Here is a 24,430-nt window from a genome sequence, read left to right as displayed (position 1 = left end):
TCAGGGAGAAATGGGGGTGGGGGGGATTGTCCTGGAGAGCAAAGGTTGTCCCGCTTGCAAGAGATCGTTAAGGTCCACCACTGCCCCGATAACAGCGATCGCTGGGGCTTCAAAGCCGGTGGCTTCGATCTGGTCCATAATCGTGCTGAAAGTACCGATTAATTGCTGTTGTTGCGGTGTTGTTCCCCAGCGAATCAGGGCGATTGGTGTTTCTGGACTTCTGCCCGCCTTGGTTAACTCGCCGATAATATGGGGTAAATTATGCACACCCATGTAAACGACAATTGTTTCTGCACCATGGGCGATCGCTGACCAGTTAACCTGGGGACGATATTTACCCGCCATCTCGTGGCCGGTGACGAAGGTAACGGAGGAACTATAATCGCGATGGGTGAGGGGAATACCGGCGTAGGCAGGCACGGCAATTCCTGAAGTGATCCCCGGCACGATCTCGACGCTAATTCCGGCGGTGATCAGATCGAGCATTTCTTCACCCCCGCGACCAAAAACAAAGGGATCACCTCCCTTGAGACGAACAACCACGGCATTAGTCTGGGCCTTTTGGATCAGTAAATCGGTGATTTCCTCCTGTACCAGAGAATGACGACCGCGACGCTTACCCCCATGGATTTGTTCGGCCTTGGGGTTAATCATGGCTAGAATCGAGGGGCTGACTAGGGCATCATAGAGGACAACATCGGCATTTTCTAAGAGAACTTTCGCTTTTAAGGTCAACAAACCGGGATCCCCGGGACCCGCACCGACGAGATAGACCTTACCGCAACTTTCTGATTGATTCATAGATACTGGGGAGAAAATTCTTGCTTCGATCGAATGCGCTTGATCCCTACTTTATTGTGACTGGGGCAAAATTTGGTATTCTTAGCTACAGTCACTCGGCGATCATGCGCTTTCTTCATGAAGAATTATGATCTTAACATTACTTAACCTTTAATCTAGCGATCACTCTGATCCTAAATCTTGTCTATAGAAATTCTTGGAGCTATGAGGTACAATAGAAAGCAAATAGACAAATAATAGAACTCGCCAGCTTCCTATGAGACCCTATTCTGTAGATTTTCGCCAAAAAATTATCGATGTCTGGAAGAAAGAAAAAATTTCCATTCGAGGACTAGCCCAGAGATTTGACGTGGCTAAAAGCTTTATTCAGAAGTTATTGAAGCAATATAAAGAAACAGGAGATATCCGTCCTCGTCCGCAAGGGGGAAGTCCGCCAACCAAGTTAAATAGTGAACAACTGATAATTTTAATAGAAATCATCGAAGCTAACAATGATGCAACTCTCGAAGAATTATCAGAATTACTGTATGAAAAGACACAGGTGAAAGTCAGTAGAGCCACCCTAGGACGGCTGACGCAAAAACTCAATTACAGTTTCAAAAAAAAACACTACACGCGGCGGAAAAAGAAAGTGACAGGGTATAGCAAAAAAGAGTAGAGTACTGGTTCCAAGTTCGGAAAATTGAGGCATCAAAACTAATTTTTATCGATGAATCGGGGGTAAATTTAGCCCTTTTGAGACTCTATGCTAGAGCCTTAATTGCCCAAAGAGATCGAGAAATAAAACCACAAAAAAGAGGAAGAAATATTTCAATAATTAGTGCTATAAGCTTAGAAAAAGTTGTCGCATTAGTCAATATATAAACGAAATAATATTCAAGGCTCATTTAATAGAGATTCTAGGATTTCGGGTGTTAATCCTCTAGCTTCGGATCGATTGCTAATTTCGTCCATCAGCTTACCAAGAAAGTCCCTATCGTCTTTACTCGGCTTTCTCATCAACAGATCAATAAAAATCCGAACACGCTCTTTTTCTTCAGAGGATGCGGATTGATCGGCTGCCGCTGTTTTGGGACTGACTTCGATCAAAATTTTGCTCATATTATTAAGGCTCATTCTTGCTATGCTTCGGGGGGTTGTTTGACTAATTCGAGTGCTTGTTCATTGCTTAAGGTTAAGTTCCGCATAGTCCATTTTTAATTTAATTATAACCAGCTAATTATGTCTTAATCAATATCAATTTAATATCCTTGCCATCACACCAGAACCTACGGAGGAGCTGATTACCCTTCCTTTTTATCATAAAGACTCCTTCGATCGAGTATCGCGGGATCAACAGGATTTCAAGATTCTTCATCCGCAACGGGATCGATCACGAGTGCTTTAAATTCTGAGGCAGAAATTATAGTTGTCGATCCTAAATTATCTACTTCTTCAAAGTCTTTATCACCTGTGATCAAAAAGTCAGCATCACTTGTCATCACACAAGCTAGAAATTTAGCATCCGATCGATCTCTAGGGAAATCAACGGTGCTGTGAACATCAATTAATCTAGGAACTGTATCGAAAATCCTATACCATTCTCTTATCACTCCTTCCGACAGCTTAAACTTAGGACGGCTGACAACATCTTTATATTCAGTTAAAATAGCTTCGGAAACAATCCATTCGATTTTATTAGACTCGATCACGAATTGTATAACCGTTCTCGGCAACCTTCCTTTTAAAATTGCCGAAACTAGAATATTCGTATCGATCACGACTTTCATTCGCCTCTCCGATAGGCTTCAATTTCTGCGGCGATATCTTCTTCGGTAATATCCTGAACGCCGGGTAAGGATTGAGTTTTATCAAAGAGTTCTTTAACTTTTTGGCTTAAAGTCTGACGGTTTTGTTTGTCCGCTAAATTTAACAAAGCGTCTTTTAATAAATCTTCAACGCTGTTATAGTTTCCTGTCGCTAATTGAGAGTTAATTAATTGTTCTAATTCGGGATTTAAGGTAATATTCATGGTAAAATACACTCTGTAAATTCGGTGGATATTATGATGGTTCGTGAACGATTTCATCGATAAATTCTTCTTTTTCTTCTTCCGTCATGGTATCCCAATCATAGCCGCGTTCTTTGGCTACGATTCGAGCTTTGTCAATGGCGTAGTTAGACAAGGATTCCCATCGGTCCGACTGACTGAGGATGAGAATTTTATAAACTTCCTGTTTCTGGTCTTCGGGGAGTTGTTTGACTAATTCGATCACTTGTTCGTTGCTTAAGGTTAAGTTCGGCATAGGTCGCTTCTAGACACCAGCATGATTAATCAGTTTAACACGAGTCTCTAGCCGGCTCGTGGGTGGGGGGACTGATCGCTAACGGGAAAAGTCATGATCTAGAAATTCTTGAATCGTTAAAATTGGGATTTCTCGAAATGGATTTAAAACTAATAGATCAGAATCGCCGCTTACAATACAGGTAGCTTGACCATCGATCGCTAGTTCTAAATACTGATTATTTTTCTCATCTCTGCAAACCTTGATTTTCTCTCGAATCACGACAATTTCCTCGGTTCTTTCTATCGCCGTTATAAATAGCCGCCTTTTTGCTGAGGAGGCATATCTATCGAATTTGGCACGATTGAAAACAGTGATCAATTCTAACAAAGTAGATTCGGACATTAAAAGCTTGCCGATATTTTGGGCTTTGTCTAATGCCTGACGAGCTTTGCCGTTTTTCGACAGAAGCGCGCTTACTAAAACGTTGGTATCGAGAATAAAAGAATATTCAAGGCTCATTTAGTAAAGATTCTAAAATTTCGGGGGTTAATCCTCTAGCTTCCGCCTCATCACTAATTTCGTCCATTAGTTTTCTCAAGAAATCGATATCGCTGTTAACTGGCTTTCTAATTAGCAAATCGACAAGAACCCGGACGCGTTCTTGTTCCTCCGGGGATGCGGATTGATAGACTTCTGCCGCTTCGGGACTGACTTCGATCGAAATTTTGCTCATAGTATTAAGGCTCATTCTTGCTGTGCTTTGGGGAGTTGTTTGAATAAGTCGATAACTTGTTCGTTGCTTAAGGTTAAGTTCGGCATAGGTCAATTCTAGACACCAGCATGATTAATCAGTTTAACACCGGTCCTCAATGGAGAAGGTTTTCGGTTCGCCTACACCTTCCGGGCTTCGATCGGTTAGAATCGAGAAATTATCGGCCTAGAAAGTCCTTTCATCTTCGCGCTTGCCGTAAAATTATGATTGTCTCTCTCCAAGAAGCTCAAGCCAAACTGCCCGAACTGATATACAATCTCAAACCGGGAGAAGAATTGTTGATTACCGATAATAATCTCCCACTAGCCAAATTAATCGGGCAAACCCCCACATCTCCCCAACGTCCGGGGCCTGGCCTATGTAAAGGAATGATTACCATCGTGGCCGATGATGAAGAACACTTACAAGACTTTGCGGAGTATCTGCATTGAAATGTCTAATCGATACCCATACTCTGCTTTGGTACACACTCAACGAATCCCCACTAAGTAGCGCCGCCCATCAACTAATTATTAACCAAAATAACGAAATATTAATCAGCCCAGCATCCTATTGGGAAATCGCCATCAAAATCAGTATCGGTAAACTCATTTTACATCAATCTTACAAAGATTTTATCGACGTATGCCTTAATCAATATCAATTTAATATCCTTGCCATCACACCAGAACATACGGATGCGCTGATCACCCTTCCTTTTTATCATAAAGACCCCTTTGATCGCCTTCTGGTAGCTCAAGCCATTGTTGAAAATATTCCGATTATTAGTGTAGATACTATTTTAGATCGGTACGGTATTCAACGTCTTTGGTAGGGCGATCGTTTTTCTCAACCTATCGGAAAACTCGACACTATAACCCGTTTCTAATCCCTCGATTTGATGTTTTTCTACCAATGTCCCCACGTCTCCTGCGGATAATCTTGCTTCGCGAATATCTTTTAATAAAATCCCATTGAGTAAAGTTCATAATTCATGGTTATTATTTCGATCTAAAAAGTCCAAAAAGTCTTTTGCTTTCACGATCTGAATATTTTGATATTCAACCAGTGAAAGAAGATGTTTGTCCCCCGTGATAATATGGGTCGCATTGCCAACAATCGCACATTCTATGATCATATCGTCATCGGGATCATTGGGAACGGCTCTAAGTGTTCCACCTATAGAAACAATGCTAGAAGCATCACAAATTTCCTCAATGTATTTTCTAACTCGTTCTTCAGGAAATTTGATTTTTAGTAGAAGTTTTTCGGATAATTCGCCTAAAATCTCTGGACAAGTGACCGATCGAATCAGTTTGCTTTGGGCTAGGGAAAAACAACTATTCGGGCTACCGCCTTTAGAAAGCGCAGCAGATATGAGAATATTTGTGTCGAAGACAACAGTATAAATCACTACTTCTCATGAACGATTTCATCGATAAATTCTTCTCTTTCGTCTTCCGTCATGGTATCCCAATCGTAGCCGCGTTCTGCTGCGACGATTTTTGCCTGTTGGCTTCCGTAATCGGTTATAGCTTCCATATTTCCCCACTGACGCTGGATGAGGAATCTAAATAGTTCCTGTTGCTGTGCTTCGGGGAGTTGTTTGACTAATTCGATTACTTGTTCGTTGCTTAAGGTTAAGTTTGGCATAGGTCGCTTCTAGACACCAGCATGATTAATCAGTTTAACACGAGTCCTTAGCGGGGTGGGGAAACGGAGGGAATTTTCGTCCATGGTGACAACAGTAATCGTTTTTCCCAACCTATCGGAAAACTCGACACTATAACCCGTTTCTAATCCCTCGACTGGATACTTTTAATATCCCGACCTCTAGATAAATCTCTTTTTGTTTCTAATTGCAACCTAATGTGAATACATAACCAGAACTGTTAATTAGTCGTCCATTACTAACTACAAAAGATTGTTCCCATTTACTATTAGGCGCACTACGAGTTACGCCCGCAATAGTTGTATCTGTTACTCTTTCCCAAATTGCATTAGAAGATATTTTCCAAGCTCCTCGCCATACTATTACGCTTGTAGGATTATTGTTGAACTGGAATTGTTCAAAGGTACCATTAGAATTAAACCTACGTTGTACAGTTCCACTAGAAAAAGAACTTTTCCAGCAAGTACCCGCAATATCAGAATTATTTAAAGCGATTAATTGTTCATTATCAAAAGCTCCAGCCGAACCAGAGAAACTAACAATGAAAACACTGGCATAACCAATAAACTTTTTCATCATACACCTCTATAGACAGATGGTTAGTATTTACTGTAGATTCTAGATCATCAATTAAAAAAAGGGGCTTATTCAGCCCCCCATAAAACCCTAACTACCGCCAATCCTTGCCACATCACGGGCGTTGGCTTCAAAAGCGGCATCGAGGGCAGAATCGCCGGTTAAACCAGAATCTAACGCCTCTTTAATACACTGCAACATCCGCTTATAATCCTTGGGCATTACTTTAACAAACTTGGGCAACATTTCCGACCAATTTGCTAAAACTAGGGACGCTTTTTGACTTTGGGTGTAATCAGCATGGCGTTGAATTAACTCGCGTAAATCGTCGATTTCTTCCCCTTCTAGCGCCTCTAAAGCTACCATTTGGGTATTGCAACGAGTGGCGAAATCCCCCGACTCATCGAGGACGTAGGCGACACCACCACTCATTCCGGCGGCGAAATTGCGACCGGTAGGCCCTAAAACAACGACTTTACCCCCAGTCATATACTCGCAAGCGTGGTCGCCAACGGACTCAACCACCGTAGTCACCCCAGAGTTACGCACCCCAAAACGTTCCCCAGCAACCCCAGAAATATACACCTCACCACTGGTTGCACCGTATAAAGCCACATTACCGATGATAATATTCTCCTCGGCCACAAAAGTGGAACCTTTGGGCGGATAAACGATGATTTTGCCACCGCTTAAACCCTTACCCACATAATCATTGGCATCCCCTTCTAACTCCAGTGTCACCCCTTTGGGAACAAAAGCACCGAAACTCTGCCCCGCGCTGCCCTGAAAATGGAGATGTACGGTATCTTCCGGTAAACCCTCCCAGTGACGTTTAGTGATTTCGTTGCCTAAAATCGTCCCCACCACGCGGTTAATATTTTTAATCGGTAGTGTCGCCTTGACTTTTTCGCCTTTTTCAATGGCATCTTTGCATAAATCCACTAAAACGGTTATATCCAAGGACTTATCTAAACCGTGGTCCTGGGGAATCTGACAATAGCGTCCTACCTCTGCATCTACCTCCGGTTGATAGAGAATCGGAGTTAGGTCAATTCCTTTCGCTTTCCAATGTTCTACAGCCTGTTTCGGCTCTAATACATCAGTTCGCCCCACCATTTCATTTAAGGTGCGGAATCCCAATTCGGCCATAATTTCCCGCACTTCCTGGGCGATAAATTTCATGAAATTCACCGTATATTCGGGATCTCCGATGAAATTCTTCCGTAATAACGGATCCTGGGTCGCTACCCCCGCCGGACAGGTATTAAGATGACAAACCCGCATCATAATACAGCCTAACGTCACCAGTGGCGCGGTCGAAAAACCGAATTCTTCGGCCCCCAATAGCGTCGCTACCACCACATCGCGGCCGGTTTTCATCTGGCCATCGGTTTCCACCGCAATGCGACTGCGAAGATTATTTAACACCAATGTTTGATGGGTTTCTGCTAGTCCCAACTCCCAGGGTAAACCCGCGTGTTTAATCGAGGTTTGGGGTGAGGCTCCGGTCCCACCATCGAAACCAGAGATTAAAACCACGTCAGCGTGAGCTTTAGCGACTCCGGCGGCGATTGTACCAACTCCCACCTCAGAAACCAGTTTTACGCTCACTCTGGCCGCACGATTGGCATTTTTTAGGTCATGAATCAACTCCGCTAGGTCTTCAATGGAGTAGATATCGTGGTGGGGTGGGGGAGAGATTAAACCGACTCCGGGGGTGGAGTGACGGACTTTGGCAATCCAAGGATAGACTTTTTTACCCGGTAATTGACCGCCTTCGCCCGGTTTTGCCCCCTGGGCCATTTTTATCTGCAATTCTCGCGCTTGGGAGAGGTAAAGACTGGTGACACCAAAACGGCCGGAAGCTACCTGTTTAATGGCACTATTTTTCGAGTCTCCCTGTTCATTTGTCCAAGTGTAGCGCTCGGAATCTTCGCCGCCTTCCCCGGTGTTCGACTTGCCACCGATACGATTCATGGCAATAGCGAGGGATTCGTGGGCCTCTTTGGAAATGGACCCGTAACTCATGGCCCCGGTTTTAAAGCGTTTCATAATCGCTTCAATCGGTTCCACCTCTTCGATGGGGATACTTTCCCGGTTTTTAAAGGTTAATAGTCCCCGCAGGGTGAAGAATTTTTGATTTTGTTGGTTGACCAGTTGGGAATATTTCTTAAAGAGGTCGTATTTGCCCAATTTTACCGCTTGTTGCAGGGTATGAATGGTTTCTGGGCTAAAAAGATGGGCTTCCCCGTCTTTACGCCATTGATATTCACCGCCAATATCGAGGGTATGCACATTAACATCCCGGTCGGGGAAAGCGTGGCCATGTCTGAGTAGGGATTCCCGGGCAATAATTTCTAAATCGGCCCCTTCAATGCGGGAAGCTGTCCAAGTAAAATAGCGATCGACTACCGATCGATTTAAGCCGATAGCCTCGAATATTTGCGCCCCACGGTAGCTTTGCAGGGTAGAAATGCCAATTTTAGAGGCCACTTTAATTACGCCCTTGGTGGCGGCTTTTATGTAGTTTTTACAGGCACTCTGGTGGTCAACTCCTACCAATAAACCTTCCTCGATCATACTGCCGAGGGTGGCAAAGGCTAGATAGGGATTAATCGCACCGCAACCATAACCGAGTAAAAGGGCGTAGTGATGCACTTCCCGGGGTTCGCCGGATTCCAGGACAAGGCCGACTCTGGTGCGGGTTCCCTGCCGGATGAGGTGGTGGTGTAAACCGGCAACCGCCAGCAGTGAGGGAATCGGGGCGTGATTTTTATCGATACCTCGATCGCTTAAAATAATAATGCTCGCGCCCGCTAAAATTGCCTCGTCCACCTCTTGACAAATTGCCTCAATTGTGCAACGCATTCCCTCGACTCCCGAAGTGGGATCGAAGAGAATGGGAATAGTCACGGTTTTAAATTCGCTATTGCCCTGTAAACGCGCTAATTGGGCGTTAGTGAGGATGGGAGAGTTAAGTTTAATCAGGTGACAGCTTTCCGGCTGCGGATCCAAAAGATTTCTCTCCGCACCGATAGTGGTGATGGGAGAGGTGATAATTTCTTCGCGAATCGAGTCAATCGGGGGGTTAGTGACTTGGGCGAATAACTGCTGAAAGTAATCATAAAGCAGTTTTGGCCGATCGGACAAGACGGCTAGGGGTGTATCGGAACCCATGGAACCCACTGCTTCCACTCCATCCCGGCCCATGGGGGCTAATAAAAGACGTAATTCTTCAAAAGTGTAGCCGAAAGCGGTTTGCTGTTGAATTAGGGAAACAGCAGTTTCCGGTGGAGCAGTTTCAACGGCCGGTAAATCGTCTAAATTGACTAAATTTTCGTTTAACCACTGACGATAGGGTTTGGCTTTGGCAATACCTTCTTTTATCTCCTCATCGGCCACGATACGACCTTCTTTCATATCCACAAGGAACATCCGGCCGGGTTGCAGACGACCTTTAAAAGCGACGCGTTCCGGTTCAATGGGTAAAACTCCCGCTTCCGATGCCATAATTACTAGGTCATCTTTGGTGACGTAGTAACGGGAAGGACGCAAACCATTGCGGTCTAACACTGCTCCCATCATCGTACCATCGGTAAAAGCGATCGAGGCCGGACCATCCCAGGGTTCCATCAAACAGGAATGGTATTCATAGAAAGCTTTTTTCTCGTCACTCATCGATTCGTGGGCTGCCCAGGGTTCAGGAATCATCATCATGACAGCGTGAGGAAGAGAACGCCCCGATAAAACCATTAATTCTAGGGCATTATCAAAAATTAAGGAGTCACTACCTTCGATATTAATGACCGGCTGGATTTTTTTGATGTCTTCCCCGAATAAGGGTGAGGCAAACATCGACTGACGGGCGTGCATCCAGTTAATATTACCTCGCAGGGTATTAATTTCGCCATTGTGGGCAATATAACGGTAGGGGTGGGCGCGTTCCCAACTGGGGAAGGTATTGGTACTAAAACGGGAATGGACTAATCCTAAAGCACTTTGAAAGTCGGGGTCGTGTAAATCAGGGAAATAGTCGCCCACCTGTACCGGCATTAATTGCCCTTTATAGACAATGGTACGACTAGAAATACTGCAAGGATACCAGTAACGATTAAAGGATTGACGACTGAGGTGGGAACGCTTGCGAATAACGTATAATTTGCGTTCAAAGGCCAGATCATCGCTTAAATTGGCATCGCGTTCGATGAAAACCTGTTCGATAAAGGGTTCGGTAGATTTGGCCGAATTACCCAAACTGGAGTTATCCGTGGGAACATCACGCCAACCGAGAACTTTTAACCCCTCTTCGGCGGCGATTTTCTCGAATTCCTGGCGACTTTTCCCGCGAATTTCGGCATCAGGGGCCGTGTAGAGCATTCCTACCCCGTATTGTCCCGCTGCCGGCAAGGTAAAACCTAGATTACTGGTCACTTTCCGGAAAAATAGGTCGGGGATTTGGCATAAAATACCCGCCCCATCTCCGGTATTTTTTTCCGCACCGCACGCGCCACGGTGATCGAGGTTTAGTAGAATTGTTAAGGCCTGTTCAACAATATCGTGGGACTTTTTCCCCGTTTTATGAACGATAAAACCGACACCACAAGCATCATGTTCAAATTGGGGATCGTATAGTCCTTGTTTCCGTGGAGTTTGATTGTTATTCATCTTGTCTAATAGCCTAGCAGTCTGGAAGGGAATGGCCTAGAGGGTGAGCCAGAGTAGCGATTCTAGGTATATCAATTTTGTATCCAGACTGGACCTTCGGTCTTATATCTTAAGGAAATGTTTCGATGTGACAAGGGTTCCTTTATGCCGAAGAGATTATTCACGAATTTTTTAGCAGCGGATCGATTAAGTCGTCGGGAACGCGGTTATGCTCGATATAAGCGTTAATTTCCTCTAGATGGTCACTGTAATAGGTCAACGCACTGAAAATCTGACTTAACGTCAGATGGGGCATTCCTAGGGGGATTTCTTCGGGAGCGACCCCCATACGCCAAGTTTCGACGATGGCGCGGACGGGTGTACGCGTTCCTTTGATAATTGGTTCCCCGTGTAAGATCTCGTCGTCTCGAACGATATAGAGATATTCGGTCGCTTGAACCATCGCGGTTTTCTGGAGTGGATATCGTTTAGTTTATCGTATCGATCGAATAACTGTAACTGTACCGTGACTTGATTAGCTGACCGAGGGTCTGAACATGGCTCTTTAATGTGCTGGTTAAGACAAAGGGGCTGTTCTTGGTTTATTTACGCCAATAACAGCCCCCAAGTGACGAAAAGAGCGATGATTGCACCTATTTAGTCCGGTAGCTTGAAGTCTGGACTGTTATTGTAATTGAAATAACTCAGGAATGGATACTTTATGCCTGCTTTTTGTAGGAGTGATTCTAAGTAACGGAAAAATTCGTTATATTGAAGCGTCTTTTGTTTTTGCCAGGATTCGGCCGAAGTCTCATCGCTCATTTCAGACTCGACGAAGTCGTGTAGCGCAATCAGCGGCGTTGGAAAATCGACGACATCGAGCCGGTCAACTTCCACGTTCAATAGCAGCGCCTCAGCTTTCTTGGCACGTTTCAGATTATCACGCATCGCGTTATCGAGAAGCTGCTTTGTCTCGGTCGGAACGTAAACGCGGAAGGCGCGGCGCGACCCGGGTTGCTTGATGCTAATTTCTGCTAGACGATTTTTTCGTAAGTTGACCACAGCCGCGTCGGTGGCATCTTCCCATGAGACCGGCTTCGCGATTCTGATCCGAAACGTCGAAAATGACAGAGTCATCACCGCATTTTCCCCCCCCTCGTTGCCCTCGTTATCGACGTTGGGAAGCTTGTAATCAGGCAGGTCAACTTTTCCTCCTTGCAGGCTCTCGTAGGCAGGCTTGAGGAAGTTTTTGAAATATCCATAAGCCAGCACGCGTGGTGCGGGAACCAGCAAAGCATCAAAGTCCTGAAGCTGGGTAAGGTAGAGTAAAACAGGTTTTCTGGCTGTCGTTAGGGAATTGCTGGTAGGTTCAGCAGTGGCGATTGAGGACAGTAGAGTGATGGCACAAAAGAGCAGTGGAAGGGCAATTTTTTTTACTAACATTGTTGTTTCGTTCTAATTACATTGATACTCCTGCGAACCTAGGGACTAGAGCCAGAAGAACCCTAATCTTATTTAGTCCGGCAGCTTGAAGTCTGGACTGTTGTTGTAGTCGAAATAGCCCACGGAGGAACCCTCCATACCTTCTTCCCTTACATAAAAATCCAGAGAATCGAAAAACTCTTTGTACTGAATCGCCTTTTGCCGCTGCCAGTATCCAACTGCTGAACTCTCATCGTTTTTGCCTTTGAGAGTTGTTTGCTCAACGGACTTGACGAAATCGTAGAGCGCAATCAGCGGAGTTGGAAAATCCACGACATCGAACCGATCAAGTTCCACTTCGAGATTGTTGCTCATTGCGTCGTCAAGAAGCTTCTTTGTCTCAGTCGGAACGTAAACGCGGAAGGCGCGGGGTGAATTGGGTGCCTTCACGCTAATTTCTGCTAAACGATTCTCTCGTAACTGGCGGACAGCATTATTGGTAGCATGGTCCAACGACACAGGTTTTGCGATCCTGATCCGGAATGACGAATACGACAATGTCATTTTATTCTTCTCATTCGGGAGCTTGTAGTCAGGCAGCTTCACTTCCTTATCATCATTGTACAGGCACTCGTGGACAGGCTCGACGAAGTTCTTGAAATATCCGTAAGCCAGCGCACGCGACGCGGGAATCAGCAGAGGTTTGAAGTCTCCAAGTAGCGTATCGAGGTGGCTTCGCAGACCCTCCTTGAATTTCTCAATGTCATTGAAGGTGCGAAAGAGTCCCCGCGTCTGCATAGCCTTCCGGAACTCGCGGACACGTTCCAACTCCTGGGGATCGATCTCGGAGAGGTTGAATTCCCTGTCGGAGAAGTAGAGTAAAACGGGCTTCTTGGCGGCAGCGAACCTTTCGATCTCTTCGACTGTCCCGGCGATGCTGTTTTCGGTGGGCGAACCCAGGCGCTTGCCGACGATCCCGATGAGAATATCAGCCGGATCAAGGAGGCGCTGGTTGGTAACCGCCTGAAAGCTCCCCGGTCCTAATTCTGGAGTAGTATCTTCCTCCCACCGAATCGGTTTGAGCATGATGTGCCGCTCCTCCCCGTTGCGGGAGTTCCAGTCCCGAAGTACTTCCTCAACGGCCAGCCGCTCTTGTTTAAGATCATTGGTTGATGCGATGAAAACTTCCAATATACAGGCATCAAACATTGTCGCTACCTCCCCATCTTGTGTTTTTTATAAGTAATTTCGACTAGAATCGCTTGAACCATCGCGGTTTTCTGGAGTGGATATCGTTTAGTTTATCGTATCGATCGAACCCCCGACTATTCCCCATAAATATCGGTTCGGTTACTTCAGCCACCCGATCTCACTTGCGGCGATTGTTTCGCTCTTTCTCGCCATTTTTTTGAATTTTCTGTAATTACCTCGCACATCGATCGGGCTTTTTCCGCCGCATCCCGTGCCATTTCCAGAATTTCCTCTAGTTCCCGTTCATTTAGTCCTGTTTCTTTTTCTTCCATCACCGTAAACCCTGCAAGCGATTTTTAACCTTATTCTAGTTTCTAAAATACGTCCGAGCTATGATAGCTTGACTCTAGAGCTAAAGTAGAGATAGGGTTTAATTGGAGCCATGTATGGAAGCGATCGAATTTAGGACGGTTATTCATAAGGGTCAGGTGAGCGTTCCCCCCCGATATTCTTCTCGATGGGAAGGTAAGATGATACGCGTGATTGTTTTGGATGACTCGGAAATCGTCCCCGATTCGAGCCAGAAAACTGAAAAAACGATGTTCGAGGCGATTTCTTTAAATACACGGGGATTTACATTCGATCGGGACGAGGCTAATGCCCGATAAAGTTTTTTTTGATAGTTTAATACTGGCCAGCGCTCTGGAAGCGGGCTGTCAAATTCTCTACAGTGAAGATTTACAACATGGTCAGCGAATCGAGAATCAATTGATGATCGTTAATCCCTTTAGTTAAGTAGGTAGGTGTTAAAAGTTGTCAGACACCCCCCTTGATAAGTAGGGTTGATTCATGAATCAACCCTACTTATAATCAACCCTAGGGACTTGCGTGAGAATAATATCCCAATCGATCGGAGGGCGCAAGCTTTGCGCCCCTACAGTAACGGATTTTGTCCACAATGTAGGGGCGAACTGCGTTCGCCCAAAAGGTACATTATCAAAGCGCAAGTCCCCTACTATGAATTAACCCTACCTTGATAAGGAGGGCAGGGGGGATCAATCGGTCAAAATTACCCTTCTAGTTTCCGGCCTTTGCACAATAAACCGACCCCGGCAACAGAGAGTAAACCGAGAACCGTCGCTGGTTCGGGAACGGTGGTAGGAGCGGCGGGAGAGTAGGTTAGGGTTGTACTATTGACATCGAGGACACCACTGAATATATTTGCTCCTCCCTGGACAGAGAATAAACTCCCGAAGTTGCCAGGGACAAAATTTAGAGCCAAAGTATCGTTATTATTACTCTGAGCGATAAATGAACTCGCGGCAATCACCCCGCCACTGACCGTAAAACTATTACTCAGTAAAATAGTAAGATTCGCCAGAACATTAAAGGGGAGCGTGTAGCCCAGAGCGGAGGGAGCGGAAGTCACGATCAGCGAAGTGGCGGACAAATTTGTTCCATCTCCGTCTGGTAGGGTGAGCGTCCCCTGTACGGTTCCGTTCACCGGACCGGTTACGTTGCCGAAGGAGAAGTTAAAAGTGGCGGCACTGGCAACCGGTGCGAGGGTGGCGGTGGCTACTGTGGCGAGGGCGACGGTTAGGGGTTTGTTGAAGGATTTTTTCAGGGACATAATTCTGACTTGAATTTGTTTAAAATCTAGCCAAATCTTACCCCCCCCCCGATTTTGTCAAGGTTGTTGCTATTTATATTTATTATGCTTTATCTAGCTATTGATTACTCGATTGGGGATTGAGGGGGATCTGCCAAGAGAGCGGCGAAGTGGTGCGCTTTTCTAGGGTGCGGGGGGCGATCGGTAAAATTGGCATACACTATAATTATCAGAGCGATCGATGTTTATCTAAGTTAAAAACAACAATAAAACTAGCGATCGATGCACGTGATCAGTAAAGTTAAATTACGAGAGTTTTGGCAACGCCACTCGGACGCAGAAGACGCTCTTAGGGATTGGTATAACTTCGCTAGTAAGGCTAACTGGAAAAATTTAGTAGAGGTTCAAGGTCGCTTGCAGTATCAACCGAAACCGATTAATAACTCCCAAGAATACGAGCGATTTTTAAGCATAATTGAAGAGATGATGTCACGGGAGTTAAGCAATGACGAAGGAATATTATTCGATTTACTGGTGTTATTAGTGGAAGAATACGAGCGGAAATATTATCCGATCGCCCGAACAAATCCTACCGCTACGTTAGAATCTTTACTTGATGAATTCGATATCGATAGGGAGTGTCTTGTCGATATTTTCGGCGATCGGGATAGAGTAGAATCGGTGATAGGGGGGAAACAGGCGATCGCTCCTTCTCAAGCCGAGTCTCTAGCCGAATTTTTTAATCGTTTAAGTGCGAAACTGGCGTTAAGCGCCCGTGATTTTCTCTTGTAGCCTCGCTTTCCCTCGGGGACTGGGGGGGAAGACCATATAACAAATCCTTACTTTCTTCATAACTTTAGATTAATTAAGATAATGTTACAAAACTTTATGAAAAAGGCGTAGTATGATAATTTACGCCAGTAAAGCGAACACAATAAGGAGCAACACCCATAATGCAGTCGGCCGAGATGTTGCTGACAGTCCCCAAAGAGTATTTAAAAGCACCGGGGGGCTTCAACCCAAACGTTACCATGTTTTTCAGTGCCTTGAGCCTAATAACCCTATCTACCTGTGGCTATTGGCTATGGTCCTGGCCGGACTGGATTTGTTTTAGTGCTAATGTCCTCGCTTTACATTTATCGGGGACAGTTATCCACGATGCTTCTCATAATTCTGCCCATAGCAATCGGGTATTTAATGCTATTTTAGGTCATGGCAGTGCTTTAATGCTCGGTTTTGCCTTTCCGGTCTTCACTAGAGTCCATTTACAGCACCACGCGCACGTTAACGATCCCGAAAATGATCCGGATCATTTTGTCTCCACTGGTGGACCGTTGTGGATGATTGCGGCCAGATTTTTTTATCACGAAATCTTCTTTTTTAAGCGGCAACTCTGGCGAAAATACGAACTGCTGGAATGGTTCCTCAGTCGTCTTTTTGTGGCTACCATAGTCATCGTCGCCTGTCAATACGGTTTTATCAGCTATGTGATGAATTTTTGGTTTGTTCCCGCTTTAGTGGTGGGAATTGCCCTCGGTTTATTTTTCGATTATCTCCCCCATCGTCCTTTCCAAGAGCGTAATCGTTGGAAAAATGCCCGAGTTTACCCCAGTCCCCTGTTAAATCTGCTGATTTTAGGGCAGAATTATCATCTCGTGCATCATCTTTGGCCGTCGATTCCCTGGTACAAATACCAACCGGCATACTATGCCACTAAACCGCTTTTAGACGCAAAAGACTGTGAACAGTCTTTGGGTTTACTGCAAGGTAAGAATTTCTGGAGTTTTCTCTACGATGTCTTCCTAGGTATTCGCTTTCACTCCCATTCTTCTAAAACTTCTTGATCTTATTTATCGTAATGATGAGGTACAAAGTTTTCATTTTAGGGAGTCGGTGGTCGATTTTGTGAGAAACTCTCTATCTGTACTGGTTTTGTTGTCAACCTGATTTTTTGAAGGAGGATTTTATGAGTCAACATTGGGGAAAAGCCTTAATTTTAACAACAACTCTCTTGACAATTAACATCAATTATGCTAGGTCTTTAACCTTTGGTGAGGCCGTGGGTATTGGAGCGGGGGCCTTGTTAATCAACCGAGCGGTACAGGATAATAGACAACGTTATCGATTTGTGCCACCAGAGCAAGAATTTCAGCGCGGACTAGAGGACGGTTTTAACTTTGCCCGCTATGATAATCCGCGCAATTCCAGAGACTACGATGACGGTTTTATCGAAGGACGAAGACGGCGGGAGTCGGGTTGGTCCAGTCCCAACCGGAGAAACTAATTATTTGTTTGGTCTGCGTCCCACTTCGGCGGTTTCTTGAATGGAAAAGATCCTCAATTTGCCGTCGATGGGAGCGACTTTAGCCACCGCTTCCGATGCAACTATATAGTTATCACCCTCGGTGTTGGTAATATTGACTACCCGCTCGCGAGTGATAATCGCCATCTCGTTATTAGCAAGAATATCCACGTCCCAATTCTCAGAAAGAACCTCTATACTTTTAATATTTTTGTAGGATTCCTCTAAAAATATTTTATGTTCCGTGATGCCATCTAACTCAAAAATTTCGGTACTAGCATCGGTTTTAATGGTCAATTGCGAGGAAATAAACGGGGCATAGTGTTTGAGGATTAGGGGGATATTTTTATCTTTAATGGCGGTTTCAATGTCTTGAATCATTGCTTTAATTTCCGCTTCACTGATTTTTTGTCCCCAATCGCGATTACCCGATTGTTTCACCGGCACTATCGAGGGATTAGCATGGACAAAAGGGGGGGAGATACCGGGGAGAAGGGATAAACCGAGCAATAGAACAATTAATTGGGGAGAACGCATAATTTAATAAACTTGGTAAATTCAACCCGAATCATAGCATTTTCTCGTTACCGAATAAATCCTCAAGGTGAAAGGGCTGCATCTCATAAGTAGTCGTGCAAAATAAATTTCCTAGTGAAGATGGGCAAAAGGCAGGAGGCAAGAGGTGGTTAGATATGTGTAATTAATTTTGCGGCTCTTCTAGGTTCTGTGTGATAAGTTTAACTTACAATATGATTGATCAGTCTTTGTGTCCTTTGTGTCTTTGTGGTTCGTTCCACCCCCTCGCTCTTGAGAATGTATCTTAGAATACATTTTGCCCACCAAACCTAAGAGAGCCATTTTGCTTAGGTACTTATAAATAGACTCCTCTTCCACGACCTTTATAGACTTTTTTATAACTAATCTTTTTCTCAATTTAGTATTCAAGATATCCAGTTAAACGATAACTTTTCAAGATTTATTGTATCTTCTTTTCTAAGACTTTCTCATCCTTACCTGGTCTTTTTTGGGCTCTTCGGTTTGTCTTATGCAAGGGACGGGATGATAGGAGATGAAACCCTTATAGGCTCTTCCGGTTTCTGTGTGGAAACGAAGCCTATACTGATAGTTTCTTCGGCAAAATAGTCGTAAAAGTCTTTCTCCGTCAACATTTCACGATTCCATAAGCAAAAATTATCACACAAAGTCGAGAAGAGCCGGGACGGGATGATAGGAGATGAAACCCTTATAGAGAAAGACATTGCTGCGATATTTGTCAATTGTTTTCGATCTAGAGCGAGCTAATCAATTAAGTCTCTTGTCAGATAAGGATTTAGTCGATTTATGCCACCCGATCGAACTATACCAAGTAACGAAGAACCGTGATCAGTGAACTGAAAACTCACATCTGATAACTGACTCCGGACTGCCGATTACTGATTTGACATTTGGGCGGTGATTACGGTGAGATCGATCGCCCTTTCCCCCCTTCTGATTCTTAGGGGTAAAGATTGACCGATCCAGGCTTTTTCCACCATTTCCTGTAACTCAGCGCCATCGCTAACCGGTTGATTATTAGCTTTAACAATCACATCCGCGCGACGGATCCCGGCTTTTTCGGCATAAAACTGGTCTTCGCTTAACCCGGTCTATCGATTGTGTAAAACCGTGTGGGTAGCAGGAATAGGATAGCCCGCTTCACCGAAGGATTCATAGATAACCTTATTAGTGTCAAAATAGACCTGCCAATAGTTATCGTTACTGCAATAGGGACGTACTGCTAAGAGAAGTCCGGAGGGATTAAATTCTAAAATTTCCACATCGGGAGCGGGATCAGTCAAAACATTGGGGATACGGCTAATTTTATCCTTTAACAGAGCGATCGCTTCTGGGACATTTACCCCGTGACTTAATTGAGCGGTCAACTCCACACGACGATAGGGATTAGCGGAAAAATTTTGAATATTCCCAGAAAAAATGCTGTTATTGCCGACTACAGTTTTAATGTTGTCAGGAGTGTTAATAGTAGTGGCAAATAAACCCAATTCGTCCACCGTGCCAGTTATACCTCCCGCAGAGACAAAATCGCCCACCTTGAAGGGACGGAACATAACTAAAAAAGCCCCGGCGGCAAAATTGGCCAACAGCCCCCCCCAGGCAGCCCCGATCGCAATACCAGTAGCGGCTAAAAGTGCGGCAAAAGAAGTGGTTTCAACGCCAAAAAAGCCCAAAATCGCCACGATCAGGACAACTTGCAGGGCAATGAGGATGAAAGAAATGATATATCTAATGATGGTAGGATCGACGTTGCCCTTGGCCAAACTGGTTTTGAGCAGATTAACCGCTAGATTAATCAACCATTTACCGATAAACCAGAGTACGATCGCCCCGATTAATTTCGCCCCGAAGCTAATCGCTAAATCCCTGATAAAGTACATTTGATTGCTAACTTGAGCCGGATCCATAGTTATTATCCTCGCAAAGAAATAAAGCTAATTTACACACAGATTATAGGGGCGAGAGGAAAAACCGAGAACTCTCTCAAGGAAAAAAACCGATTTGGTGATGGGGAGTATTTTCAGTGAACAGTAAACAGTGAACTGAAAACTTACATCTGATAACTGATAACTGATTACTGATTACTGATTACTGATTACTGATTTGACATTTGGGCGGTGATTACGGTGAGATCGATCGCCCTTTCCCCCCTTCTGATTCTTAGGGGTAAAGATTGACCGATCCCGGCTTTTTCCACCATTTCCTGTAACTCAGCGCCATCGCTAACCGGTTGATTATTAGCTTTAACAATCACATCCGCGCGACGGATCCCGGCTTTTTCGGCGGGGGTATTGGGTAGGACTTTCACCACCAAAATTCCCGACACTTCCGGGACGATCATGGCAGAATTGGGGTTTTGATTATTAGCCCGGGCTAAATCGGGAGTTAGATTAACCATCTGCACACCAATATAGGGATGGGCCACCTTTTGACCTGATTCTAGGGTCGCTTGTAACTGCTTAGCCCGGTCGATGGGAATGGCAAAACCGATGCCCATGGCATCAGCACGAATCGCCGTATTGATACCGATGACTTCCCCTTGGGCGTTGAGTAAAGGACCGCCGGAATTGCCGGGGTTAATAGCGGCATCGGTTTGGATAAAATCAATGCGTTTATCGGGAATACCCGCCTTAGCCGCCGAGCGCCCGATCGTGCTAATAATTCCTAAAGTTACCGTATTATCTAGACCGACGGGATTGCCTACTGCGATCGCCCAGTCCCCCACTTGTATGGATGCGGAATTGCCCAGGACGGCCACAGGTAATTTTTCCCCTTGGGGATTAATTTTCACCACGGCTAAATCAGTGATCTCATCAGTACCGCGTACTTCTCCCTTGAAGCTACGACCATCTTTTAAAGTTACCGTTACCTTATCGGCATTATCGACCACATGGGCATTAGTTAAGATTAAACCACTGCCATCGATAATAAAACCCGATCCCTGGCCCGCCACTCGCTGCTGGGTGGGAAGACGAAACTGTTCTCCAAAAAACTCCTGAAAAAAAGGATCATCAAAAAAGGGGCTATTGGGACGAGTAATGATCGCTTCGGTGTCAATTCGCACCACTGCCGCACCTGTGCGGGCCACTGCCTTAGCGACAAAACTTTCCGCCGTCATCTCCGGGGGGATTCTGGCCAGATCGGTGGCAGCAGTGGGCAGATTTTGAGCATTTACCGCCGCTAAACTGCTAAAACCGAGCATAACTCCCAGAAAAGTTGCCAAAGCGTGGGTAATAGTTCGCCGTAACCCTGTAGGAAGTTTCATACTTTGATCTCTGAATTCTGATGTTTTAACTGTTTCTGTCTATCGGTTGACAGACCGACTATTAAAAATCTAACAAATCGATCGCTCCGATTAAATCGATGGTTGACACCAAATCCGTCTGCTGGCGGATTTGGTGATGGTTTGCCGTTTACTAATCTCTGATCACTAGGGGCGATTGCAGGGTAATATTTAAATCTCGATCGGGGTTAACAGAGTATAACTGCGCGGAACTACCACCGACAATTCCCGCCGTCGGTAAACCCCATCCTGCAAGGGTTCCCACGGCTGCCCCCGCTAAGACATCGAGAACTTCGATCTTGCGATCGCCCGTAAGGGCAGCGATCGCTGTGGCTGCCCCCGCACCGGCGACGGTTCCCGCTAAGATATCTTGAGTTTTTGCCCCTTTACGCACGGTTTCAGTGGTAGTAATTAATCGCGAAGTGGCATTGAGGGGAATAGTGCGATTACCCCCATCGAGGCGAATTTCCTCGGCAATAAACCGCACACCTTGGCCCATCGCTTGTAAAGTACCCTTGACTTCACTTCCCGCTGCAATCACCACACTCCCATTCCGGTTACGAATATCTCTGGCTACGGTTAAAGTCAGAGGAATAACATCACTTTTAGAAACTAAAATTTTATCGGCTTTCTCGTAATTCAAAGGGATAACTGTTCCCGCCGGAATCGAGATTTGTTGAGCGATGAGACTTTGCCGATTAATATTACTTTGAGCGAGGACGGGAAAAGTGCCGGACATGGAACCCATGAGCAGGGTAATCAGTAAGGCTGTACTGGCTCTGGTAACAGGATTGATAGACATAGCGGTTATCCTCTCAAAAAACAACAGTGAACTTTCTCTGTTTCTAGATTATTTTTTTCTGTCTGTCATGTCAGTCCCCTCCACAGGGAATTTTTTCCCTTTCTATAGGGAAAAAAGTAGAATGGCAGAATTTCTGCATTTTGTCCATCGACCGCAAAAGAGAGTCGAAAAGCCTAGAATGGTAAAAAACCTCGGATTGCCATCGTCTATGGAACTCGCTGCCGGAAAAATCCTTAGTCATCGCTACCAAATTATCCGTCAATTGGGAAAAGGGGGATTCGGACAGACTTTTTTGTCCTGCGATCGCCAGTTACCCAATCAAAATCGCTGTGTGATCAAACAATTTCAACCCCAGTGCCGGAATGCCGAAACTGTAGCCATCGCTAGACGACTCTTTGAAACCGAGGCGAAAATCCTGCAAGAATTGGGCAATCATCGCCATATTCCCCGTTTATTTGCTTATTTTGAGGAAAATGGGCAATTTTTCCTCGTGCAAGAATACATTGAAGGGGAAGATTTAGCCACAGAAATTACTGCCGGTGTCTATAGGCAAAATGAAGAGAAAGTAGTGGCTTTATTAATAGAAATTCTCTCAATTCTCGAATTTGTCCATCAGAAACAGGTGATCCATCGCGATGTTAATCCCTTCAATCTTATTCGTCGCAGCCAAGATGATCAATTGGTTTTAATTGATTTTGGTGCTGTCAAACAAATTAGCACTCAAGTAGTTAAAGAAGGTAAAACCGTTTCTACAGTCGCTATCGGTACCCCGGGTTATTTCCCTAGTGAACAGGCCCAAGGTTATCCCCGTTTTAGTAGCGATATCTATGCCACTGGTATGATTGGATTACAAGCTTTAACCGGTAAAGCTCCCCAAGATATTCCCTTGGATGCTCGCACGGGGGAAATTCTCTGGCAACATTTGGCCATGACTAGCGCCGAGTTTAGTGATGTTATTGATCGCATGATCCGCTATGATTTTCGTCAGCGTTATACCAGCGCCAGTGAAGCATTAATCGCTCTGAGAAAATTAGGAAAAATTCATCATCTCGATCCGAAAACTACCCAGGCGGTGAAATCTCAAAGTCAAGTTACTCGTCAAGGGAAATCTTTGCTAACAAAAATCTTGTTTGTATCGGGGACAATTGGTTTAATAGCTGGTGCTTATCTGGGTTTTGACTATTGGCAAAATTCTCGTAATTCTCTTGGTTACTATCAACAAGGTCAGACTTTTTATCAACTCAAACGTTATACTGATGCCCTTAATTCCTATGGTCAAGCCTTAAAAATTAATCCCGATTATCTTGAGGCATTGCAAGGAAAAGCCGATGCTTTATTGGCTTTAAAAAGATACTCGGAAGCTTTAAATACCTACGAAAAAGCTATTCAAATTAACCCAGATTCCGCTTGGCAAGCTTGGCTCGGTCGCGGGGAAGCTTTAGATAAATTAGGCAAAAATCAGGAGGCTTTAGAAAGTTTTGAGCGGGTCTTATCTCTTAATCCTGCCGCTAGTCAAGCTTGGCAAGGTAAAGCCGATATTTATCTAGAACTGCAACAATATTCCGCCGCTCAAAAAGCTCTTGAAAAATTGTTAACTTTTCAGCAAAATGATGCCAAAATCTGGTATAAAAAAGGCTGGTCATTACAAAATCTTGAGGATTATGAAGGGGCAGTTAAAGCCTACGATCAGGCTCTAGCGATCGAGTCAGATAATGCCTTAATTTGGTATCAAAAAGGGAATAGTTTGTATCAATTAAATAAAATTAATAATGCTTTAGAAAGTTATAGCAAAGCCGGACAATTTAATCCCCAATTTTCCCAAGCTTACTATAGTCAAGGGATTATTCTGCAAAAATTAGGCCGCAATTCAGAAGCTTTGGAGGCATTTACTCAAGCAACTAAAGCCAATTCTAATTATTATCAAGCTTGGTTAAATCAAGGCGTATTACTTCATCAACTGGAAAGATTTCAAGAAGCGATCGCATCCTACGAAAAAGCTCGCCGTATTTCTTCCCGAAAATCTGAAGTTTTTATCGGTATCGGTAACGCTTGCTATCGTTTAGGCGACTATTCCCAAGCCATAACCGCCTATCAACAGGCGATTCAAAGACAAAAAGATAACCCCGAAACCTGGAAAAGTTTAGGCAATAGTTGGTTTAAACTCGGTCAATACGAGCGAGCGATTCAAGCTTATCAAGAATCACTTCGTTATCGTTCCAATGACCAAGAAGTGCAAACACAAAAACAACTGGCAGAAACTCGCTGGCAAGAACTTCAGCAATCTCCCCAAAACCCAACCCCGAAAGTGGATAGCGAGGAACCAGTTCCCTAACTTCCGCTCTTTTTTCAGATAGTGATGCAATTCAGACTTGAATTGGCCAGCCTATTACTATAACATATAATCAATTTGCAAGAGTTCTAATTATTCACTACCAGCTAATCAGCGATCGCTATTTTAGTTCAGTATAAAAATTCTGCGCTATCCATAGCGTGGTAGGAAATGGGAGTTAGAAGACAAAACAGGATAGACTTTTCTCTAGTCCGATCGATTTTGG

General features: G+C 44.6%; 29 protein-coding genes and 2 pseudogenes. 9 read left to right on the top strand and 22 right to left on the bottom strand.

The window, feature by feature from the left end; genetic code table 11:
• Positions 1-801 carry a uroporphyrinogen-III C-methyltransferase gene (cobA, locus tag ACQY1X_RS15740; protein ID WP_430014862.1) on the bottom strand — a complete coding sequence of 267 codons (801 nt, stop codon included), beginning with the start codon at positions 799-801 and terminating at the stop codon, positions 1-3.
• Between the two features lie 256 nt (positions 802-1,057).
• On the opposite strand from cobA, the pseudogene ACQY1X_RS15735 reads away from it, so the two are divergent.
• Positions 1,058-1,662, top strand: a pseudogene (locus ACQY1X_RS15735) (helix-turn-helix domain-containing protein); the annotation flags it as partial.
• Between the two features lie 15 nt (positions 1,663-1,677).
• Here ACQY1X_RS15735 and ACQY1X_RS15730 read toward each other — a convergent pair.
• The 6 genes from ACQY1X_RS15730 to ACQY1X_RS15705 all read right to left on the bottom strand — a co-directional run bounded on the left by ACQY1X_RS15730 (position 1,678) and on the right by ACQY1X_RS15705 (position 3,801).
• Positions 1,678-1,902: a hypothetical protein gene (locus tag ACQY1X_RS15730; protein WP_002735305.1), complete on the bottom strand. Its 225-nt coding sequence runs from the start codon at positions 1,900-1,902 to the stop codon at positions 1,678-1,680.
• A 242-nt stretch (positions 1,903-2,144) separates the two neighbouring features.
• Positions 2,145-2,570, bottom strand: a complete 426-nt coding sequence (locus tag ACQY1X_RS15725; protein ID WP_002750630.1) for a putative toxin-antitoxin system toxin component, PIN family — start codon at positions 2,568-2,570, stop codon at positions 2,145-2,147.
• Complete coding sequence (locus ACQY1X_RS15720; RefSeq protein ID WP_002750632.1) at positions 2,567-2,812, bottom strand: ribbon-helix-helix domain-containing protein; 246 nt, start codon at positions 2,810-2,812, stop codon at positions 2,567-2,569. The genes ACQY1X_RS15725 and ACQY1X_RS15720 overlap by 4 nt, the downstream gene beginning before the upstream one ends.
• A 31-nt stretch (positions 2,813-2,843) precedes the next feature.
• The gene (locus tag ACQY1X_RS15715) at positions 2,844-3,086 is read right to left on the bottom strand and encodes a hypothetical protein (RefSeq protein WP_002737040.1); all 243 of its coding nucleotides are present in this window, start codon (positions 3,084-3,086) and stop codon (positions 2,844-2,846) included.
• 78 nt (positions 3,087-3,164) lie between these two features.
• On the bottom strand, positions 3,165-3,587 hold the full coding sequence (locus ACQY1X_RS15710) for a putative toxin-antitoxin system toxin component, PIN family (RefSeq protein ID WP_002750637.1): 423 nt from the start codon (positions 3,585-3,587) through the stop codon (positions 3,165-3,167).
• Positions 3,577-3,801 (bottom strand): hypothetical protein, encoded by a 225-nt coding sequence (locus ACQY1X_RS15705; RefSeq protein ID WP_002748889.1) that lies wholly within the window; start codon positions 3,799-3,801, stop codon positions 3,577-3,579. Before ACQY1X_RS15705 ends, ACQY1X_RS15710 begins: the two co-directional genes overlap by 11 nt.
• A gap of 107 nt (positions 3,802-3,908) precedes the next feature.
• Between ACQY1X_RS15705 and ACQY1X_RS15700 the strand changes: the two genes are divergently transcribed.
• Positions 3,909-4,271 (top strand): type II toxin-antitoxin system Phd/YefM family antitoxin, encoded by a 363-nt coding sequence (locus ACQY1X_RS15700; protein WP_002750640.1) that lies wholly within the window; start codon positions 3,909-3,911, stop codon positions 4,269-4,271.
• Positions 4,268-4,654 (top strand): type II toxin-antitoxin system VapC family toxin, encoded by a 387-nt coding sequence (locus ACQY1X_RS15695; protein ID WP_002750641.1) that lies wholly within the window; start codon positions 4,268-4,270, stop codon positions 4,652-4,654. Before ACQY1X_RS15700 ends, ACQY1X_RS15695 begins: the two co-directional genes overlap by 4 nt.
• Here ACQY1X_RS15695 and ACQY1X_RS15690 read toward each other — a convergent pair.
• The 9 genes from ACQY1X_RS15690 to ACQY1X_RS15650 all read right to left on the bottom strand — a co-directional run bounded on the left by ACQY1X_RS15690 (position 4,622) and on the right by ACQY1X_RS15650 (position 13,656).
• The gene (locus ACQY1X_RS15690) at positions 4,622-4,744 is read right to left on the bottom strand and encodes a hypothetical protein (protein WP_235194812.1); all 123 of its coding nucleotides are present in this window, start codon (positions 4,742-4,744) and stop codon (positions 4,622-4,624) included. The two genes, ACQY1X_RS15695 and ACQY1X_RS15690, sit on opposite strands and share 33 nt — an antisense overlap.
• A 60-nt stretch (positions 4,745-4,804) precedes the next feature.
• Positions 4,805-5,233 carry a putative toxin-antitoxin system toxin component, PIN family gene (locus ACQY1X_RS15685; protein ID WP_125731734.1) on the bottom strand — a complete coding sequence of 143 codons (429 nt, stop codon included), beginning with the start codon at positions 5,231-5,233 and terminating at the stop codon, positions 4,805-4,807.
• Positions 5,233-5,472 (bottom strand): hypothetical protein, encoded by a 240-nt coding sequence (locus ACQY1X_RS15680; protein ID WP_002750644.1) that lies wholly within the window; start codon positions 5,470-5,472, stop codon positions 5,233-5,235. The genes ACQY1X_RS15685 and ACQY1X_RS15680 overlap by 1 nt, the downstream gene beginning before the upstream one ends.
• Positions 5,473-5,674: 202 nt before the next feature.
• Positions 5,675-6,067, bottom strand: a complete 393-nt coding sequence (locus tag ACQY1X_RS15675; protein ID WP_103113063.1) for a hypothetical protein — start codon at positions 6,065-6,067, stop codon at positions 5,675-5,677.
• A 90-nt stretch (positions 6,068-6,157) separates the two neighbouring features.
• The gene (gene gltB, locus ACQY1X_RS15670; RefSeq protein ID WP_430014861.1) at positions 6,158-10,732 is read right to left on the bottom strand and encodes a glutamate synthase large subunit; all 4,575 of its coding nucleotides are present in this window, start codon (positions 10,730-10,732) and stop codon (positions 6,158-6,160) included.
• Positions 10,733-10,892: 160 nt separating this feature from the next.
• A complete protein-coding gene (locus ACQY1X_RS15665) occupies positions 10,893-11,174 on the bottom strand; it encodes a DUF433 domain-containing protein (RefSeq protein ID WP_430013100.1) in 282 nt (93 codons plus the stop codon).
• A gap of 194 nt (positions 11,175-11,368) precedes the next feature.
• Positions 11,369-12,154, bottom strand: coding sequence for an STING domain-containing protein (locus tag ACQY1X_RS15660; protein WP_430013099.1), 786 nt, complete (start codon positions 12,152-12,154; stop codon positions 11,369-11,371).
• A 72-nt stretch (positions 12,155-12,226) separates the two neighbouring features.
• Entirely contained in the window at positions 12,227-13,342 is a 1,116-nt protein-coding gene (locus ACQY1X_RS15655) for an STING domain-containing protein (RefSeq protein ID WP_430014860.1), read from the bottom strand.
• A gap of 146 nt (positions 13,343-13,488) precedes the next feature.
• Positions 13,489-13,656, bottom strand: coding sequence for a hypothetical protein (locus ACQY1X_RS15650; RefSeq protein ID WP_002763566.1), 168 nt, complete (start codon positions 13,654-13,656; stop codon positions 13,489-13,491).
• Between the two features lie 198 nt (positions 13,657-13,854).
• Between ACQY1X_RS15650 and ACQY1X_RS15645 the strand changes: the two genes are divergently transcribed.
• Positions 13,855-13,992, top strand: coding sequence for a hypothetical protein (locus ACQY1X_RS15645; protein ID WP_430014859.1), 138 nt, complete (start codon positions 13,855-13,857; stop codon positions 13,990-13,992).
• Positions 13,982-14,119: a hypothetical protein gene (locus tag ACQY1X_RS15640; protein WP_288138306.1), complete on the top strand. Its 138-nt coding sequence runs from the start codon at positions 13,982-13,984 to the stop codon at positions 14,117-14,119. Before ACQY1X_RS15645 ends, ACQY1X_RS15640 begins: the two co-directional genes overlap by 11 nt.
• Positions 14,120-14,393: 274 nt before the next feature.
• Here ACQY1X_RS15640 and ACQY1X_RS15635 read toward each other — a convergent pair whose 3' ends face one another.
• Positions 14,394-14,954 (bottom strand): PEP-CTERM sorting domain-containing protein, encoded by a 561-nt coding sequence (locus tag ACQY1X_RS15635; RefSeq protein ID WP_430014858.1) that lies wholly within the window; start codon positions 14,952-14,954, stop codon positions 14,394-14,396.
• A 261-nt stretch (positions 14,955-15,215) separates the two neighbouring features.
• On the opposite strand from ACQY1X_RS15635, the gene ACQY1X_RS15630 reads away from it, so the two are divergent.
• The 3 genes from ACQY1X_RS15630 (at position 15,216) to ACQY1X_RS15620 (ending at position 17,217) form a co-directional block, all read left to right on the top strand.
• Positions 15,216-15,725, top strand: coding sequence for a transcriptional regulator (locus ACQY1X_RS15630; RefSeq protein ID WP_430014857.1), 510 nt, complete (start codon positions 15,216-15,218; stop codon positions 15,723-15,725).
• A 161-nt stretch (positions 15,726-15,886) separates the two neighbouring features.
• Positions 15,887-16,777, top strand: coding sequence for a beta-carotene hydroxylase (gene crtR, locus ACQY1X_RS15625; RefSeq protein WP_002777092.1), 891 nt, complete (start codon positions 15,887-15,889; stop codon positions 16,775-16,777).
• 122 nt (positions 16,778-16,899) lie between these two features.
• The gene (locus ACQY1X_RS15620; protein ID WP_271934979.1) at positions 16,900-17,217 is read left to right on the top strand and encodes a hypothetical protein; all 318 of its coding nucleotides are present in this window, start codon (positions 16,900-16,902) and stop codon (positions 17,215-17,217) included.
• On the opposite strand, the gene ACQY1X_RS15615 is transcribed toward ACQY1X_RS15620, so the two are convergent.
• The 5 genes and pseudogenes from ACQY1X_RS15615 to ACQY1X_RS15595 form a co-directional block, all read right to left on the bottom strand.
• Positions 17,218-17,772 (bottom strand): hypothetical protein, encoded by a 555-nt coding sequence (locus tag ACQY1X_RS15615; protein WP_430013094.1) that lies wholly within the window; start codon positions 17,770-17,772, stop codon positions 17,218-17,220.
• An 893-nt stretch (positions 17,773-18,665) separates the two neighbouring features.
• A pseudogene (locus tag ACQY1X_RS15610) lies at positions 18,666-18,854 on the bottom strand (PDZ domain-containing protein); the annotation flags it as partial.
• 27 nt (positions 18,855-18,881) lie between these two features.
• Complete coding sequence (locus ACQY1X_RS15605; protein ID WP_069475339.1) at positions 18,882-19,697, bottom strand: mechanosensitive ion channel family protein; 816 nt, start codon at positions 19,695-19,697, stop codon at positions 18,882-18,884.
• 188 nt (positions 19,698-19,885) lie between these two features.
• Positions 19,886-21,055, bottom strand: a complete 1,170-nt coding sequence (locus ACQY1X_RS15600) for an HhoA/HhoB/HtrA family serine endopeptidase (protein WP_123229967.1) — start codon at positions 21,053-21,055, stop codon at positions 19,886-19,888.
• A 151-nt stretch (positions 21,056-21,206) separates the two neighbouring features.
• Positions 21,207-21,875 carry a hypothetical protein gene (locus ACQY1X_RS15595; protein ID WP_016515509.1) on the bottom strand — a complete coding sequence of 223 codons (669 nt, stop codon included), beginning with the start codon at positions 21,873-21,875 and terminating at the stop codon, positions 21,207-21,209.
• A gap of 208 nt (positions 21,876-22,083) precedes the next feature.
• Here ACQY1X_RS15595 and ACQY1X_RS15590 point away from each other — a divergent pair, with 208 nt between their 5' ends.
• The gene (locus ACQY1X_RS15590) at positions 22,084-24,207 is read left to right on the top strand and encodes a tetratricopeptide repeat protein (protein WP_430015743.1); all 2,124 of its coding nucleotides are present in this window, start codon (positions 22,084-22,086) and stop codon (positions 24,205-24,207) included.
• Positions 24,208-24,430: the final 223 nt, after the last annotated feature.

The sequence above is a fragment of the Microcystis protocystis FBCC-A270 genome (assembly GCF_050500235.1).
Lineage (GTDB): Bacteria > Cyanobacteriota > Cyanobacteriia > Cyanobacteriales > Microcystaceae > Microcystis > Microcystis ichthyoblabe_A.
The sequence above is the reverse complement of the archived record's forward strand: the minus strand, read 5'-3'. Positions and strand labels throughout refer to the sequence as shown.